Source organism: Ectobacillus panaciterrae DSM 19096 (genome assembly GCF_000430785.1).
Taxonomy (GTDB): domain Bacteria; phylum Bacillota; class Bacilli; order Bacillales; family Bacillaceae_G; genus Ectobacillus; species Ectobacillus panaciterrae.
The window spans coordinates 1-15,242 of record NZ_AUMR01000013.1 but is presented as its reverse complement, the minus strand read 5'-3'; the positions used below and the strand labels follow the sequence as shown (position 1 = coordinate 15,242).

The 15,242-nt window shown below is 42.0% G+C and carries 11 protein-coding genes and 2 tRNA genes; 4 read left to right on the top strand and 9 right to left on the bottom strand.

The features are described 5' to 3' along the window. The first annotated feature begins 50 nt into the window (after nt 1–50). Both H540_RS0105025 and H540_RS0105020 read left to right on the top strand, forming a co-directional pair. Entirely contained in the window at nt 51–1,001 is a 951-nt protein-coding gene (locus H540_RS0105025; RefSeq protein ID WP_028399694.1) for a 1,4-dihydroxy-2-naphthoate polyprenyltransferase, read from the top strand. Nucleotides 1,002–1,102: 101 nt separating this feature from the next. Continuing rightward, the gene (locus H540_RS0105020; protein ID WP_028399693.1) at nt 1,103–1,834 is read left to right on the top strand and encodes a TraR/DksA C4-type zinc finger protein; all 732 of its coding nucleotides are present in this window, start codon (nt 1,103–1,105) and stop codon (nt 1,832–1,834) included. A 762-nt stretch (nt 1,835–2,596) separates the two neighbouring features. Here H540_RS0105020 and cspD read toward each other — a convergent pair. Beyond that, entirely contained in the window at nt 2,597–2,797 is a 201-nt protein-coding gene (gene cspD, locus H540_RS0105015; protein WP_028399692.1) for a cold-shock protein CspD, read from the bottom strand. A 299-nt stretch (nt 2,798–3,096) separates the two neighbouring features. Between cspD and H540_RS0105010 the strand changes: the two genes are divergently transcribed. Together H540_RS0105010 and H540_RS0105005 are read left to right on the top strand one after the other, a co-directional pair. Next, entirely contained in the window at nt 3,097–3,876 is a 780-nt protein-coding gene (locus H540_RS0105010) for a TIGR00266 family protein (protein WP_028399691.1), read from the top strand. A gap of 315 nt (nt 3,877–4,191) precedes the next feature. Continuing rightward, nucleotides 4,192–4,923, top strand: coding sequence for a lipase family protein (locus H540_RS0105005; protein WP_028399690.1), 732 nt, complete (start codon nt 4,192–4,194; stop codon nt 4,921–4,923). A gap of 280 nt (nt 4,924–5,203) precedes the next feature. On the opposite strand, the gene H540_RS0104995 is transcribed toward H540_RS0105005, so the two are convergent. From H540_RS0104995 to H540_RS0104960, 8 genes are all read right to left on the bottom strand, one after another. Then, nucleotides 5,204–7,612 (bottom strand): glycogen/starch/alpha-glucan phosphorylase, encoded by a 2,409-nt coding sequence (locus H540_RS0104995; RefSeq protein ID WP_028399689.1) that lies wholly within the window; start codon nt 7,610–7,612, stop codon nt 5,204–5,206. Between the two features lie 5 nt (nt 7,613–7,617). After that, the gene (gene glgA / locus H540_RS0104990) at nt 7,618–9,060 is read right to left on the bottom strand and encodes a glycogen synthase GlgA (RefSeq protein ID WP_028399688.1); all 1,443 of its coding nucleotides are present in this window, start codon (nt 9,058–9,060) and stop codon (nt 7,618–7,620) included. After that, the gene (locus H540_RS0104985) at nt 9,057–10,085 is read right to left on the bottom strand and encodes a GlgC family sugar phosphate nucleotidyltransferase (protein ID WP_028399687.1); all 1,029 of its coding nucleotides are present in this window, start codon (nt 10,083–10,085) and stop codon (nt 9,057–9,059) included. The genes glgA and H540_RS0104985 overlap by 4 nt, the downstream gene beginning before the upstream one ends. A gap of 23 nt (nt 10,086–10,108) precedes the next feature. After that, nucleotides 10,109–11,239 (bottom strand): glucose-1-phosphate adenylyltransferase, encoded by a 1,131-nt coding sequence (locus tag H540_RS0104980; protein WP_028399686.1) that lies wholly within the window; start codon nt 11,237–11,239, stop codon nt 10,109–10,111. Beyond that, the gene (glgB, locus tag H540_RS0104975) at nt 11,187–13,121 is read right to left on the bottom strand and encodes a 1,4-alpha-glucan branching enzyme (RefSeq protein WP_034670414.1); all 1,935 of its coding nucleotides are present in this window, start codon (nt 13,119–13,121) and stop codon (nt 11,187–11,189) included. Before glgB ends, H540_RS0104980 begins: the two co-directional genes overlap by 53 nt. Before the next feature lie 403 nt (nt 13,122–13,524). Beyond that, a complete protein-coding gene (locus H540_RS0104970) occupies nt 13,525–14,469 on the bottom strand; it encodes an L-lactate dehydrogenase (protein ID WP_028399684.1) in 945 nt (314 codons plus the stop codon). Nucleotides 14,470–15,078: 609 nt separating this feature from the next. Continuing rightward, nucleotides 15,079–15,150: transfer RNA gene (locus H540_RS0104965), tRNA-Glu, on the bottom strand. 1 nt (nt 15,151) lies between these two features. Continuing rightward, a tRNA-Ser gene (locus H540_RS0104960) sits at nt 15,152–15,242 on the bottom strand.

Here is a 15,242-nt window from a genome sequence, read left to right as displayed (position 1 = left end):
CTGCTTTTCCTACACTTAAGTGTGTACTTTATGTGAACAGGAGGATTCAAATGCATATGAAAATAGAAACGAACTCCTCTTTTGCAGAACTTAAGGCAAAACAGCCGAAATGGCGGATTTGGTGGAATTTGCTTCGTCCCCATACGCTGACAGCGGCTTTCGTTCCGGTATTTATTGGAACAGCTTATGCACTGCAAGTAGAGGGTGCTCAAAAGATAGATCTTCCTCTTTTCTTTATGATGCTTCTCGCTTGTATTCTCATACAAGCAGCAACGAACATGTTTAACGAATACTTTGATTACAAACGCGGTTTGGACCACGAAGGATCAGTGGGAATCGGCGGCACCATTGTACGCGAAGGTGTTTCGCCAAAGACAGTGCTTTATTTAGGGTACAGTTTCTTTGCTGTTTCCATGCTACTTGGTGTGTATATCTGTATGCATTCGAGCTGGTGGATCGCGCTTGTCGGACTCATCAGCATGACGGCGGGTTATCTTTATACAGGAGGTCCTGTCCCGATCGCGTATACGCCGTTTGGCGAACTGACAGCCGGCTTTTTCATGGGATATGTAATCATTGCAATTTCTTTCTTTATTCAAACGGGATCTGTGCTACCTGAGATTATCTTCATATCCATTCCGGCAGCTATCCTAATTGGCGCTATTTTGCTTTCCAATAACATACGCGATTTGGATGGCGATAAAGAAAATGGACGGAAAACGCTGGCTATTCTCGTTGGACGCAATAATGCGATTCGCCTGCTGGCAGCTATGTTTATTGTTGCCTACGGCTGGACAGTGGCTCTTGCACTTACAGGCATTGCATCTTTTTGGCTGTTCATTGTCTTTTTAAGCGTACCAAAGCCTATTGCGGCAGTAAAAGGGTTTATTGGTAAATCTGCACCGATAGAAATGATGCCGGCAATGGTCGCCACCGCCAAAACAAATACCATTTTTGGTTTTTTATTCGCAATTGGATTATTGCTGGATTATTTCTTCTAAGACGCGGTTTTTACCGCGTTTTTTCTATTTGCACCCATCTTATATTTTTGGACAAGTTGCTCATACTACTAGAGATAACTTGGAAATGGGAGGTGGATGCAATGCTTACACCGCAGCAATCAGAGCAGTTTAAATCAATCTTGTTACAGCAAAAGAAAGAACTGGAACAAACCATTCAAAACCGTGAGGAATATGAGCGTGCTTCGGAGAGTGACTCCGTAGGCGAGCTTTCCCTATATGATAACCACCCTGGAGATATGGGAACAGAGCAATATGAACGAGAAAAAGATTTGGGGCTTATGGAATTTTGGCATAAGCAGCTGGATGATGTAAATCATGCCTTGGAACGTATAGAAAGCGGACAATACGGCATTTGCGAAGTGTCCGGAGAAGAGATTCCGCTAGAACGTTTAGAAGCCATACCCACTGCTACAACATGTATCGAGTATACTCATAACAAACTTATAATGGGAGCACGTCCGATTGAGGAAGAGCTGTTGGATCCGCCATTTGGCAAATATGATATGGACAGCGCTGTCGGATACGATGCCGAAGATGCCTGGCAAGATGCAGCATGGTACGGCTCATCTCTGACACCATCTGATTTGGAGCGCCGCGATGCGAAAGAATTTAATCATATGTATGATGAGGGCGACGAACCGCGCGGTTATGTCGAGGAATTTGAGAACTTTATCGGCACTGACATGTATGGAAAGAATCCGCAGGTATATGCAACGCAAGCACATGAGGAATACGAAGACATGCTGGATTATTATGAAACCCTCACCTTTCAAGGCGAACTGAACCCGGATGAATATAACCCTCGTCCATAAGAAAAGCGGAACCGGCTCGTTCAGGCGCAGAACCAGAGGTTCTCCACCCTTAAAGGCGCTTTTTGCCTTTATGCGGTGGAGGTTCTCTGGTGGCAGCGCCTAGCCGGTGGAGCTATATATGAGTGAATGATAAATTCGACATGTTCATGTGCTATGTGCAACGAAAAGGGAGTATGGTATGCTTCTTCTCTCTGGTTTACCCTTGCATGAACCACTACAAAGGTTTAAGCGCTTCTGCACGTCGCCGGACGATCTCTCCCCACTATAAAAAGATGTTTTTTCACTTGTATATAGACATCAAGAAATTTTATGCTCTCTTAATCTAAAGAAAAGCATTCCTCAAAACCAGGGATGCTTTTTTTATATAAATACAACTAAAAAAATCGACATAAAAACTTTTCTTTTAGAGGGGAGAGAGCATCCGACTAAGCATAGAAGCGGTCAAACCCTTTTCGTGGCCCATGCAGGGAGAGAGAAAGGGAGCGAGCGCAGTTTCCTTTTTGTTCTACGTGGCAAACGATAGATATGTCGGAATAACAAAGTGGACTTATATATACAATCCATATTATACAAGCTGTCATATGTATATAGATGAGACCTAGATAATAATGGGACCATGATGAAAAAATCAACCGTAATGTCGGCAGTCCTGCTTGTGCCGTACGTTGGACACCCATTGCGACATATTTGTCGTGGACGATTTATGAACTGAATTTATAACTAAAAAGAGCATTCCACTCGGGTGGAATGCTCGATATCTGCTTACTTTTTAGTTACGTTAGCAGCTTGAGGTCCGCGGTTGCCTTCAACGATTTCGAAAGAAACTTCTTGACCTTCTTCTAAAGTTTTGAAGCCGTCGCCTTGAATTGCGGAGAAATGTACGAATACATCGTTTCCGTCTTCTGCTTGAATAAATCCGTAGCCTTTTTCGCTGTTAAACCATTTTACTTTACCAACTTGCATTGTCTTACCTCCTAATAATGGAAAAAAAGTGAAACTAATTACTCTACATATGAAGGAGGAAGATAAAGGGGTGGTTCTAAACGAGCATGTGTGCAACATGAGAGACCTGCCTTATTTCCGTGCCACTCTATGCAGTTCATTAGTTACTTAAGTTTAGCATGAAAAAGATTGGGTCGTCAAACTAAAACTATTGTATTCGAAAAATTTAAAAAATGGTTATTTCTTATCTTTTCTATTTTCAGTACAATAAATTTATACATACCATTTTGGCTGTAAATTTTTTAAATGAGGTGAAAAATATGAACGCTCACGAAATCGATTATCAATTGCACGGCGATGATATGCAGTTTGTAGAAATCGAACTAGACCCGCAGGAAAGCGTAATGGCAGAGGCAGGAGCCTTGATGATGATGGAGGATGGCATCACAATGGAAACTATTTTCGGTGACGGCTCCGGACAAAAAGGTTTATTCGGAAAGCTTCTCGGAGCCGGAAAACGCATGGCAACTGGCGAAAGCCTATTTATGACTGTATTTACAAATACAAGTCACACAAAACGCCGCGTATCCTTTGCTGCTTCTTATCCCGGAAAAATCATTCCTGTTGATTTACGACAATATGGCGAAAAGATCATTTGTCAAAAGGATGCATTCCTTTGTGCTGCAAAAGGCGTATCGGTAGGCATCGAATTTACAAAGAAACTGGGATCCGGGTTCTTTGGCGGCGAAGGCTTTATCATGCAGAAGCTTGAAGGTGACGGCTTTGCCTTCATGCACGCCGGAGGAACAATTTGTAAACGAGACCTTCAGCCAGGAGAAAAGCTGCGCATTGATACAGGCTGTCTTGTAGCCATGACAAAGGATGTAAACTACGATATTCAATTTGTAGGAAATGTAAAAACAGCTCTTTTTGGCGGCGAAGGCTTGTTCTTCGCTACACTCGAAGGACCGGGTACAGTATGGATTCAATCCTTAACATTGAGCCGATTGGCACAGCGCATCGCCGGCGCTGCCGGAGTAAAATCAGAAGAAGGCAGTGTACTAGGCGGAATCGGCCGCCTATTTGATGGAATAGAATAAGGTTCAACGAACATCCGCTGGTCGCTTTTCCAGCGGATTTCACCCAATCCAAAAGAACAGCCTCGAGCTGTTCTTTTTTGAAAAAGCACATGGCCATGTCGAAATTATCATTCACTCATATATAAAAGGGGTTGCCCATTACTACACGCAGCATGGGCACTATGCTCATCTAAAAAGGGACTGAGCACGGGCGTTTCCGTGCTCGTTTTTCTTATTGGGAACAGGTCAAACACTCCTCTCATATATTGAATAGTATTCAAACTCCTCTTATTAATCCGGGAGTTAAGATGAAACTATACTAGGGAGGGGCCTGTCTTGTTTTCAGCAACAGCCGTCAACAAAGAGCTCGGTGTTTTGTCAGCTGCCTGTTGCGAGTTGACTTATGAACAAGCTAATCAAAATGGCGTATTTACCGTCCCTGAAGGCTTTCGATATGTCCAGGGATTTCAAGCAAAATCACTTGGAAAACCAGAATGGTTTGGATTCATTTTAGAATCGGAGGATGTTGTTATCGTTGCATTCCGCGGCACACAGTCCGATACGGATTGGGTTGCCGATTCTCTTGTCAACCAGCGGGTGTATCCCTACACAGCGAACAGCGGAAATGTACACCATGGCTTCTTGTCCATTTACGAGACGTGCAGAGATACGATTATGAATACACTCACCAAGCTCTCCTCTGACAAAATGCTGCTTGCGACTGGCCATAGTCTCGGCGGCGCCCTTGCCGTACTCCACATACTTGATGCCCGAGTAAACACATCATTTGCCGACTATATGCTGTACACGTTTGGCGCCCCTAAAGTAGGCGACATCGCATTTCGGAACTACTATAATTTACAAGTCGCCAATAGCTTTCGCTTCGTGAACTTATTTGACGTAGTTCCGCTGCTCCCTCCGCGCAAAGTGAAAATTAAAAAAGTCTCCCAGCAGGAGTGGGAATACTTCCACGTCAAAAACAGCTTCACCTTCACTTCTAATCTCGGTTCAATCGTAAAGAACCACAATATAACCACCTACACAGCAGCAGTTGCAGCATGGACATAAGAAAAGCGGAACCGGCTCGTTCAGGCGCAGAACCAGAGGTTCTCCACCCTTAAAGGCGCTTTTTGCCTTTATGCGGTGGAGGTTCTCTGGTGGCAGCGCCTAGCCGGTGGAGCTGGACACCAAGAAAAGCGGAACCGGCTCGTTCAGGTGCAGAACCTAAGCTTCTCTGCCCTAAAAAAGTGCTTTTTGGTGGCGGAAGTTCTTAGATGGCTAGAGCCATTCCCTCGATTTTATATTTTCTTATCTTATGAAAAAACAGGCACCATAGGGCGCCTGTTTTTTATCTAACTACTTGAACTGGGTTGATGTTCCAAATCCCCTTTGCATACTGAGAAATCGTACGATCGCTTGTAAAAAAACCTGATTGTGCTACATTGGAAATACTCATGTCCAGCCAATAATTACGATTCTGATAAGCTCTTCCGATTTTTTCCTGTACGTCGATGTAAGGTGCAAAATCCCGCAATACAAAGTACTCATCGTTTTGAATAAGAAGCGAGTCATAAATAGCTTCAAATTCATCTCCTGCATCCGGAAAGAATCCGTTTACCAATTGATCTACGGCCTTCTTAATGCGCCAATCGTGATGATAGTAGTCTGCAGACCGATATCCGCCGTTTTGGTAATAATTCGATACTTCTTCAGCAGTAAGACCAAAAATGAAGATGTTTTCTGCTCCCACCTCTTCACGAATTTCCACATTGGCCCCGTCCAGTGTTCCTACCGTAAGCGCTCCGTTCATCATGAACTTCATATTCCCCGTACCTGAAGCTTCCTTGCTGGCCGTTGAAATTTGTTCGCTAACGTCAGCTGCAGGAAAAATCTCTTCCGCTAACGAAACACGATAATTTTCAAGGAAAATCACTTTTAAGAAAGCATTTGTTTGCGGATCATGATTCACTTTCTCTGCCAATTCATTGATTAGTTTGATGATTTTCTTTGCATAATAATAGCCTGGCGATGCTTTCGCTCCAAAAATAAAGGTGCGCGGCTGAATGGTAAAACTGGAATCTTCCTTTAAACGATTGTACAAGTACATAATATGAAGAACGTTTAAGAGCTGGCGTTTATAAGCGTGCAGACGCTTCACTTGGACATCAAACAAGGAATGGGTATCTATCCTTATACCAGTTTGTTCTTCTATGCGCTTAGCAAGCAATTCTTTTCGGAACTGTTTTACCTCATAAAATTTCTCTTGAAACGCAGCATCCTGTTTGTAATGAGACAAAGCCTGCAGCTTTGCCGGATTCTCAATCCACTCCGTACCGATTGTCTCGCATAAAAGTTTCGACAGCTGCGGATTTGCCTTTAACAGCCATCTTCTATGTGTAATACCATTTGTTTTATTGTTGAACTTTTCCGGATAAAATTCATGAAACAGATGCATTTCCCGTTGCTTTAAAATTTCCGTATGAATGTGCGCCACACCATTGACGCTGTGACTGCCGACAATCGCAAGGTGCGCCATTTTCACAAGACCATGCGCGATAATAGCCATATCTTCAATACGTTTCCAGTCATATGTATACTTGTTCCATAATTCCCGGCAAAATCGTTCATTAATCTCTTCGACAATCATAAAAATGCGCGGCAAGAGCGGCTGAAAAATATGAGTCGGCCATTTTTCCAAAGCTTCCGACAGCGTCGTATGATTCGTGTAGGAAATTGTATGAACTGTAATATTCCATGCCTCGTCCCAGTCCATTTTTTCTTCATCAAGCAAAATGCGCATGAGTTCCGGAATTGCAAGAACCGGATGTGTATCATTGATATGAATGGCAACTTTTTCGTGCAAATTCCGCAAACTTCCATTACGTTCTCTATGCAGCCGGATGATGTTTTGCAAGCTGGCAGATACCAAGAAATATTGCTGCTTCAGGCGTAAAATTTTCCCCTCATCATGCGTATCATCCGGGTAAAGAAACTCAGATACAGCTTCTGTTTCTCTTTTATAGACGAGTACATTTTTGTTATTGGGAGGAAACGGCACCGGCTCTGCATTCCAAAGACGAAGTGTATTCACTGTGTTCGTTTCATATCCGACAACAGGTATGTCATAAGGAACAGCCATAATGGTCTCTGCTTTTGTATGACGGAACTCCAATCTTCCGTTTGCTGTAGATGCTTCGATTTGCCCCCAGAAGCCGACTTCCACTGCTTGATCATGCCGGCGCAGCTCCCACACGTTGCCGTGGCGCAGCCATTGTTCAGGTAGTTCGACTTGATAGCCGTCCACAATTTTTTGATCAAACAAGCCATGCTTATAGCGGATGCCGCAGCCATGTCCAGGCAAATCAAGAGAAGCTAATGAATCCAAAAAGCATGCAGCCAAACGGCCCAGTCCGCCGTTCCCGAGACCTGCATCCGCTTCATTTTCTTCAAGCTCATCCAAATTGATTCCAAGCTCATCTAATCCCTCTCTGCATACATCCAGGATACCTAAATTCAGCAAATTGCTGCCGAGAAGACGGCCAAGCAAAAATTCAATGGACAGATAATACATTTGCTTATTGTTTTCAGTACGGTTTTTCTCGTTTGTCGCAATCCAGCGGGAGCTGATATATTCACGCACCATATGGCCAAGTGTGTTATATTGATCCCGCAAAGCGGAGTCTTTGAAGCTCTTTCCGTACATTGTTTCCAACTTTTCTAAGAAAGCAGATTTAAAGCTTTCTTTATTTGAAAACATGCTCCTCACTCCTTCATGACACCGGTCAGCTCCTCATACAGCTCTTTATATTTCACTGCAGACTGCCTCCAGCTATAATCTTGACTCATCGCTTTTTTCACTAACGCATCCCAAATGTCCTTCTGATAATAATAGGAAATAGCACGGCGAATGGTGTGCAGCATATCATTCGCATTAAAGTTTGCAAAGCTGAAGCCATTCCCTGCTCCTGTCACTTCATTGTATGATTGTACCGTATCATTTAAGCCGCCTGTTTCCCGTACAATCGGCAGCACGCCGTATCGTAAAGCGATAAGCTGTCCAAGCCCGCACGGCTCAAATAAGGAAGGCATAAGAAAAAGATCTGCCCCCGCATAAACATGATGGGCCAACGTTTCGTTAAATCCTATGTACACCTTTACCTTATCTGGATATTCATAGGCCATATGATGGAAGAAATCTTCGTATTCCTTGTCGCCGGAGCCAATCACGATGAACTGTACATCTTCCTGCATAATTTCATGGAAAACGTGACGGACTAAATCGATGCCCTTTTGCTTCGTTAATCGAGTCACCATCGCAATGACTGGTACATCTGCTTTTTCTGGAAGACCAAAATATCGCTGCAATTCATATTTATTTTTTTGTTTGAGAGGCAAAGAGACTGCATCGTATTGAACCGCGATATCTGGATCCGTGTTCGGATTATAGAAAGTATCATCAATGCCGTTAACAATACCTACAAGCTTATGCTGATGGTAACGAAGCAATCCATCGAGATGCTCTCCAAAGAATGGATATTGAATCTCCTCTTTATACGTCGGACTCACTGCCGTAATCACATCAGAAGCAATGATGCCGCCCTTCATGAAATTGATATTTCCGTAGAATTCTAATTGCTCGCTTGTAAAATACTCATCTCCAAGACCGAGCAAATCATGCATCACCACGTGTGGATAAACGCCCTGAAACTGAAGATTATGAATGGTAAAAGCTGTTTTTATATGCTCGTACATCGGATTCTCTTGGTATTGCTCTTTCAGCAAAAAATTGACCATCGCTGTATGCCAATCATGGCAGTGGAGAACATCTGGAACGAAATCCAGATGCGGAATGCACTCTAGCACAGCTTTAGAAAAAAATGAAAATCTTTCGCCGTCATCATAATGACCGTAGAGCGAATCTCTCTTAAAATAGTACTCATTATCAAGCAAGTAATATGTGATTCCTTCATGCTCAGTTTCTAAGATGCCGCAATATTGATTTCGCCATCCAAGCTGCACGCGAATCACTTTTTTCAGCTCGCTGTTTTGCCGGAAGCGTTCGGGAATTAAACTGTAGTTTGGCAGCACAACTCTTACATCCAGTCCGAGCTTTTTCAATTCTTTTGGGAGTGCGCCCGCTACGTCTGCAAGTCCCCCGGACTTAATGAATGGGACGCACTCGGATACTGCAAATAAAATGTTCACGAATTCATCAACGCTCCTTGCACTGTACCTTTTTCTACGACACGAGGCATTTCTTGTACCGATCCTGTCAGCACTGTTCCATCTTCAATCTTAACATCTTTATCCAAAATCACGCCATCCAGGATACAATTTTCGCCAACTTGCGTTTTCTGCATAATGATGCTGTTTCGAATAACAGAACCTTTTCCAATTTTTACAGCACGGAAGACGATGCTGTTGTCTACTTCCCCTTCAATGATGCTGCCGTTCGCCACCATGGAATTGCTGACCCTTGCACCTTTGGCATAACGTGTTGGCGGCTCATCTTTTATCTTTGTATAAATGGGTTCACTTAATAGAAATAACTGTTTCCATACCTCTGGTTTTAAAATATCAAGGCTGTTCTTGTAATAACTCTCTGTAGAATTAATTATAGCCACATATCCAGTATACTCATAAGGGTGGATATGCAAAGAATGACGTTTTTCCTTAACCACGTCAATAATGCTGTAATCTCCTTCATCTTTGTATTGCTTGAATAATGACATTAATAAGTCCTTTTTTAAAATATACGTTTGCAGTGAACGCCCCTCATGGCGAACCTCTGTAATGTCCGCTTCCATTTCAATATGACGCATTAAAATCTGTTTAAAGTTAATAGCAGCTACAATATGAGACATTGTAATGACCACATACTCTTGCTTGCTTCTTAAAAAATAGTCAATATTTTTGGAAAAGTGGCGGAAAGAACCGAAATCTTCGTTTTCACATTGAGAATTTGGCGTAAACACAAACAATCCGTCTCTCTTGCGATCTAAGTCCCATTGCTTTCCAGATCCGAGATGATCCATAAGAGAACGATTTTCATGACCAGTGAAGATGGCAACACTGTGAATATCGGAATTCACCATGTTAGACAGCATAAAATCGATCAAGCGGTATCGGCCGCCAAACGGAAGAGCCGCTAAAGAGCGATGCCGTGTTAATTCTTTTAAAGAAGCAAACTCACTTGTTGCATTAATAATCCCTAACATCGATTCATTCATCTCACTCAGTCTCCTTTGCGTGTTTAATTTTCCTCTGCAACTAAAATAACATCTTCTATATTTTTTAATGGACGAATTACAGTATGATCTTCAATTACCATACCTGGTGCAACAATTGCACGCTCAATCGTTACATTCTTCCCGATACGGGCGCCCGGCATAATAACAGAATCTGTAATACAGCTGCCCTCTCCGACGGAAACACCCTGGAATAAGACAGAATGCTTCACATCTCCTTCTACAACGCAGCCTTCATTCAATAACGACTCTTCTACATTTGCCGCAGGTGCGATATACTGCGGCGGATGATTCGGGTTAACAGAACAAATGCGCCAGTCACGTTCATATAAATTAAGAGTTGAGTCTTCGTTCAATAAGTCCATGTTCGCTTCCCACAAGCTCTTAACTGTACCCACATCTTTCCAATACCCCTTAAATGGATATGCAACAAGCTTTTTATTTTCTTCAAGCAAGAGAGGGATTACATCTTTTCCAAAATCATTGCTGGATTCAGGATTGCGAGCATCCATTTCCAAGAATTCTTTTAATATGGACCATTTAAAAATATAGATTCCCATAGAAGCTAAATTGCTTCGCGGAAACTGCGGTTTTTCTTCAAACTCTGTTACTTCCATCTCTTCATTCGTATTCATAATTCCAAAACGGCTTGCCTCTTCCCACGGAACCTCAATAACAGAAATAGAAACATCTGCATCTTTTTCAATATGATAGTCCAGCATTTTAGCATAGTTCATCTTATAAATGTGATCCCCGGACAAAATCAAAACATATTCCGGGTCATATTGCTTTAAGTAGTTCAGGTTTTGATAAATGGCGCTGGCTGTTCCTTTATACCATTTTACGCCTGATGCTTCTGCGTACGGAGGAAGCACGGTTACGCCTCCATTGCTTCTGTCCAGATCCCACGCGCTGCCAATGCCGATATATGAATGAAGAAAAAGCGGCTGATACTGCGTTAACACACCTACTGTTTCGATACCAGAGTTTGTGCAATTGCTTAACGTAAAATCAATAATGCGATATTTGCCTCCAAATGACACTGCCGGCTTTGCCAAATTTTGCGTAAGGGCGCTTAAACGGCTACCTTTTCCCCCTGCCAATAACATTGCTACGCACTTCTTTTTCTTTGCCATCGCTCTTATTCCCCTTCCTTGTTTTCACTGGCCGTAAGATGGAAACGCCAAAAGGCGGTATTGTCATTTCAACATATGCTGCTTGATTATGGTAAGGCTGTAAAACCGCTTTCAACTTTTTCTTATTGATTTGCCCGGAGCCGCCGTATTGCGTCCCGTCGCTGTTCAGAATTTCATTGTAATTCGAATAAGCAGGCACCCCGACTTTATAGTTGTGATACACATGCTCTGTAAAATTGCACACAACAACGAGTAAGTCGTCATCTTTTTTACCTTTTCGGATAAACGTGAAGATGCTTTGCTCCCGGTTATCCGCATCGATCCATTGAAAGCCTTCTTGTGTATGGTCCAGTTCCCAGAATGGTTTAGAGCGTTTATAAATCCCCATCAGTTCTTTAAAATACTCTTGCATAAGGCAGTGCATCTCAAAGTCTTGCAGATCCCAATCTAAATATTCTAAATCTTTCCATTCATCGAATTGTCCAAATTCCCCACCCATAAATAACAGCTTTTTACCGGGATGTGCCATTAAATAGCCATATAATAAGCGTAGCTGTGCAAACTTTCTCCAATAATCTCCCGGCATTTTGTTTAAAAGAGATTTCTTGCCGTGTACCACTTCATCGTGCGACAAAGGAAGAATAAAATTTTCCGAATAAGCATATAAAAGTGAAAATGTAACTTTATCGTGAATGTGTTTGCGGTATTCAGGCGCACATTCCATATATTTCAAGATGTCATTCATCCATCCCATATTCCATTTATAATTAAAACCAAGGCCTCCTTCATAGACAGGAGCTGTAACAAGAGGCCAATCTGTTGAGTCCTCAGCAATCATGAGTATGTGCGGATCCGCTTCAAAGACGGCTTCATTGAGCTTTTGCAGAAAAGCGACAGCATAGTCGTTCCTGCTAAGCTGTCCGCCTGTATTCCAATAGAGCATGTTCGCGACAGCATCAACCCGAAAGCCATCTATATGATAGTATTTCATCCAAAATAAAGCGTTAGAAATAAGAAAGCTCTGTACTTCCGGCTTGCCTAAATCGAAGTTGGCTGTTCCCCACACAGAATTCTCCCGTACATGTTCATTCATATATTCATATACAGGCTCTCCATCAAACATATATAGCCCGTGCGCATCCTTACAATAATGTCCCGGCACCCAGTCCAAAAGGACACCAAGACCCTGCTGATGGCATTGATCAATAAAGTACATTAAATCTTCCGGATTGCCGTATCGGCTCGTTGGAGAATAATAGCCTGTCCCTTGATAGCCCCAAGAACGGTCATACGGATGCTCAACAAGCGGCATAATTTCAATATGTGTAAAATGATGCTCTAATACGTAAGGAATAAGCTCATCAGCCATCTCACGGTATGTATAAAACGAATCATCCTCTTTCTTTTTCCATGAACCGAAATGAAGCTCGTATACTGCCAAAGGCTCTTCATAAATGGGCTTGCGCTTTTTACTCCGCAACCACTTCTGATCATTCCATTTATAGTTTCCTATATCGTAAACCACAGAAGCTGTATTAGGCCGCAGTTCGGAATAAAATGCATACGGATCGGCTTTTAAAAGCGTTTTTCCATATGAAGTCTCAATTTCGTACTTATACAGTTCCTGTTCTCCTATTTGCGGAATAAATACAGACCAAATTCCCTCATCATTGAGCTTCTTCATTACATGCTCATGACCGCTCCAATTATTAAAATCCCCCACTATGCTGACTCTTGCAGCATGAGGAGCCCAAACAGTAAACCGCGTCCCCTGTATGCCGTTCTCTTCTGTAACGTGAGCACCTAATGTTTTATAGCTTTCATACAAACTTCCCTCATGAAACAGATGCAGTTCATACTCTGTAGGATGAGTTACAATCACAGCTTTCACCTCGCAAATACACATGGTTTAAAACACTTTATCATTATTCTACAAAAAACTTAAAAATCCTTTTAAAAAAACAAAAAGCATACGGTTTTTATAGAGAAATATGTATTGAATCCAGAGTTTTCGACGTAAAATATCGAATTTTGACGAACGTTTAAATGTAAGCGCTTTATTTTAGAATAGCGTTATAATTTTTCGAAAAATAAGAAAAATTATGTAACCTATTAAAATTTTAGGATGCATTTTTCATACAAAAGAGAAGCTACATTCATATTAAGATAACAATGTAAAGGATATGTAAGAAAAAAGAAAATATTTTGTAAATGCAAGAAAATACCAAATAAAAAACTCCCTGCGGATAATAGGAAAATCCGCAGGAAGCTGTTGCTCTGAATGCTTACAGAACGGGTGCCATTGTTTCTTTTAATACTTTTACAGAGCGCTCAAATTTTTGCTGCTCATCATCACGCAATTCAAGTTCCATCACTTCGCGAACCCCATTGCGGTTAATAACAGCCGGAACACCAATGTATACATCTTTATGACCGTATTGACCGTCTAAATGCGCAGACACTGTCAAAATACAGTTTTCATTATTTAAAATTGCCTTTGTCACACGTACGAGAGACATGCCAATTCCGTAATAAGTCGCACCTTTTCGATTAATAATGTGATATGCCGCATCGCGTACATTCGTAAAGATTTCATCTAATTCTTCTTGTTTATAGAGTTCTTCATCTTTTAAGAATTTTTCCAGCTTTTGAACACCTACAGAAACATGGCTCCAAACTGGAAGCTCTGTATCGCCATGTTCCCCGATAATGTAAGCATGAACATTTCGCGCATCTACATCGAAGTAGTCGCTTAACATATAACGGAAACGTGCAGTATCTAAAGTAGTGCCAGAACCGATGACACGCTCCTTCGGTAAGCCAGATTCTTTCCAAGTTACATAAGTCAGAATATCAACAGGATTTGTAGCAATTAAGAAAATACCGTCAAACCCGTTATCCATAATGCCGCGTACAATTTCTTTAAAGATTTTTGTATTTTTCTCTACTAAGTCAAGACGAGTTTCACCTGGTTTTTGCGGAAGACCGGCAGTAATAACAACAAGATCTGCATCTTTACAGTCGGCATAGCTTCCGCTCCAAATTTTTGTTGGAGATGGCGCGAATGGGATACCGTGTTTTAAGTCCATTGCTTCTCCTTCTGCTTTTGCTTCATTTACGTCTACCAAGACAAGCTCTTCTGCTACTCCTTGGTTAATCATCGCATAAGCGTAGCTGCAGCCGACAGCTCCAGTACCTACTAAAACAACACGATTGATGTTTTGTTTCATGTCGATTCGCTCTCCTTTGTTGTCATGGTTTACATAAGCATGATTTCTCTTTTTCTTAATTTAGAATGTTTGTCAACCTCTTGATACTTGTATTGTAGCACAACATACATGTGAAAAATGTCACAAATTGTGATTGATATGTGAACTTTTTCACACATATAAGAAGAAAAAAACATGTAATTCATTACAATTGTTATTACGCTGCTAACAGAACTATATACAAGTGAATAAAAAAAACATCTTTTGATAGTGGGGAGAGATCGTCCGGCGACGTGCAGAAGCGGTCAAACCTTTGTAGTGGTTCATACAAGGGTAAACCAGAGAGAAGAAGCATACCATACTCCCTTTTGGTTGCACATAGCACATGGACATGTCGAATTTATCATTCACTCATATATAATTTCTTATAAAATCTATAAGGATTTTCTTACAATTGAACTCTGACAAGAGAGTCCAGAACCTCCTCCGTTCAACAGGAGCAGTACGCTATACCGCCAATCCGAAGTATCTTCAATAGATGACCCGTCTCTGTCCTTCACGCAGTTGAAGAAGAGGTCTTCTGGGCTGAAATGATAAAAAAGCCAGCGATTGAATCGCTGGCTTTTGAAATGACCCGTACGGGATTCGAACCCGTGTTACCGCCGTGAAAGGGCGGTGTCTTAACCGCTTGACCAACGGGCCGTGGCAGAGAAGAAGGGATTCGAACCCTCGCACCGCGTTAGCGATCTACTCCCTTAGCAGGGGAGCCCCTTGAGCCACTTGGGTACTTCTCT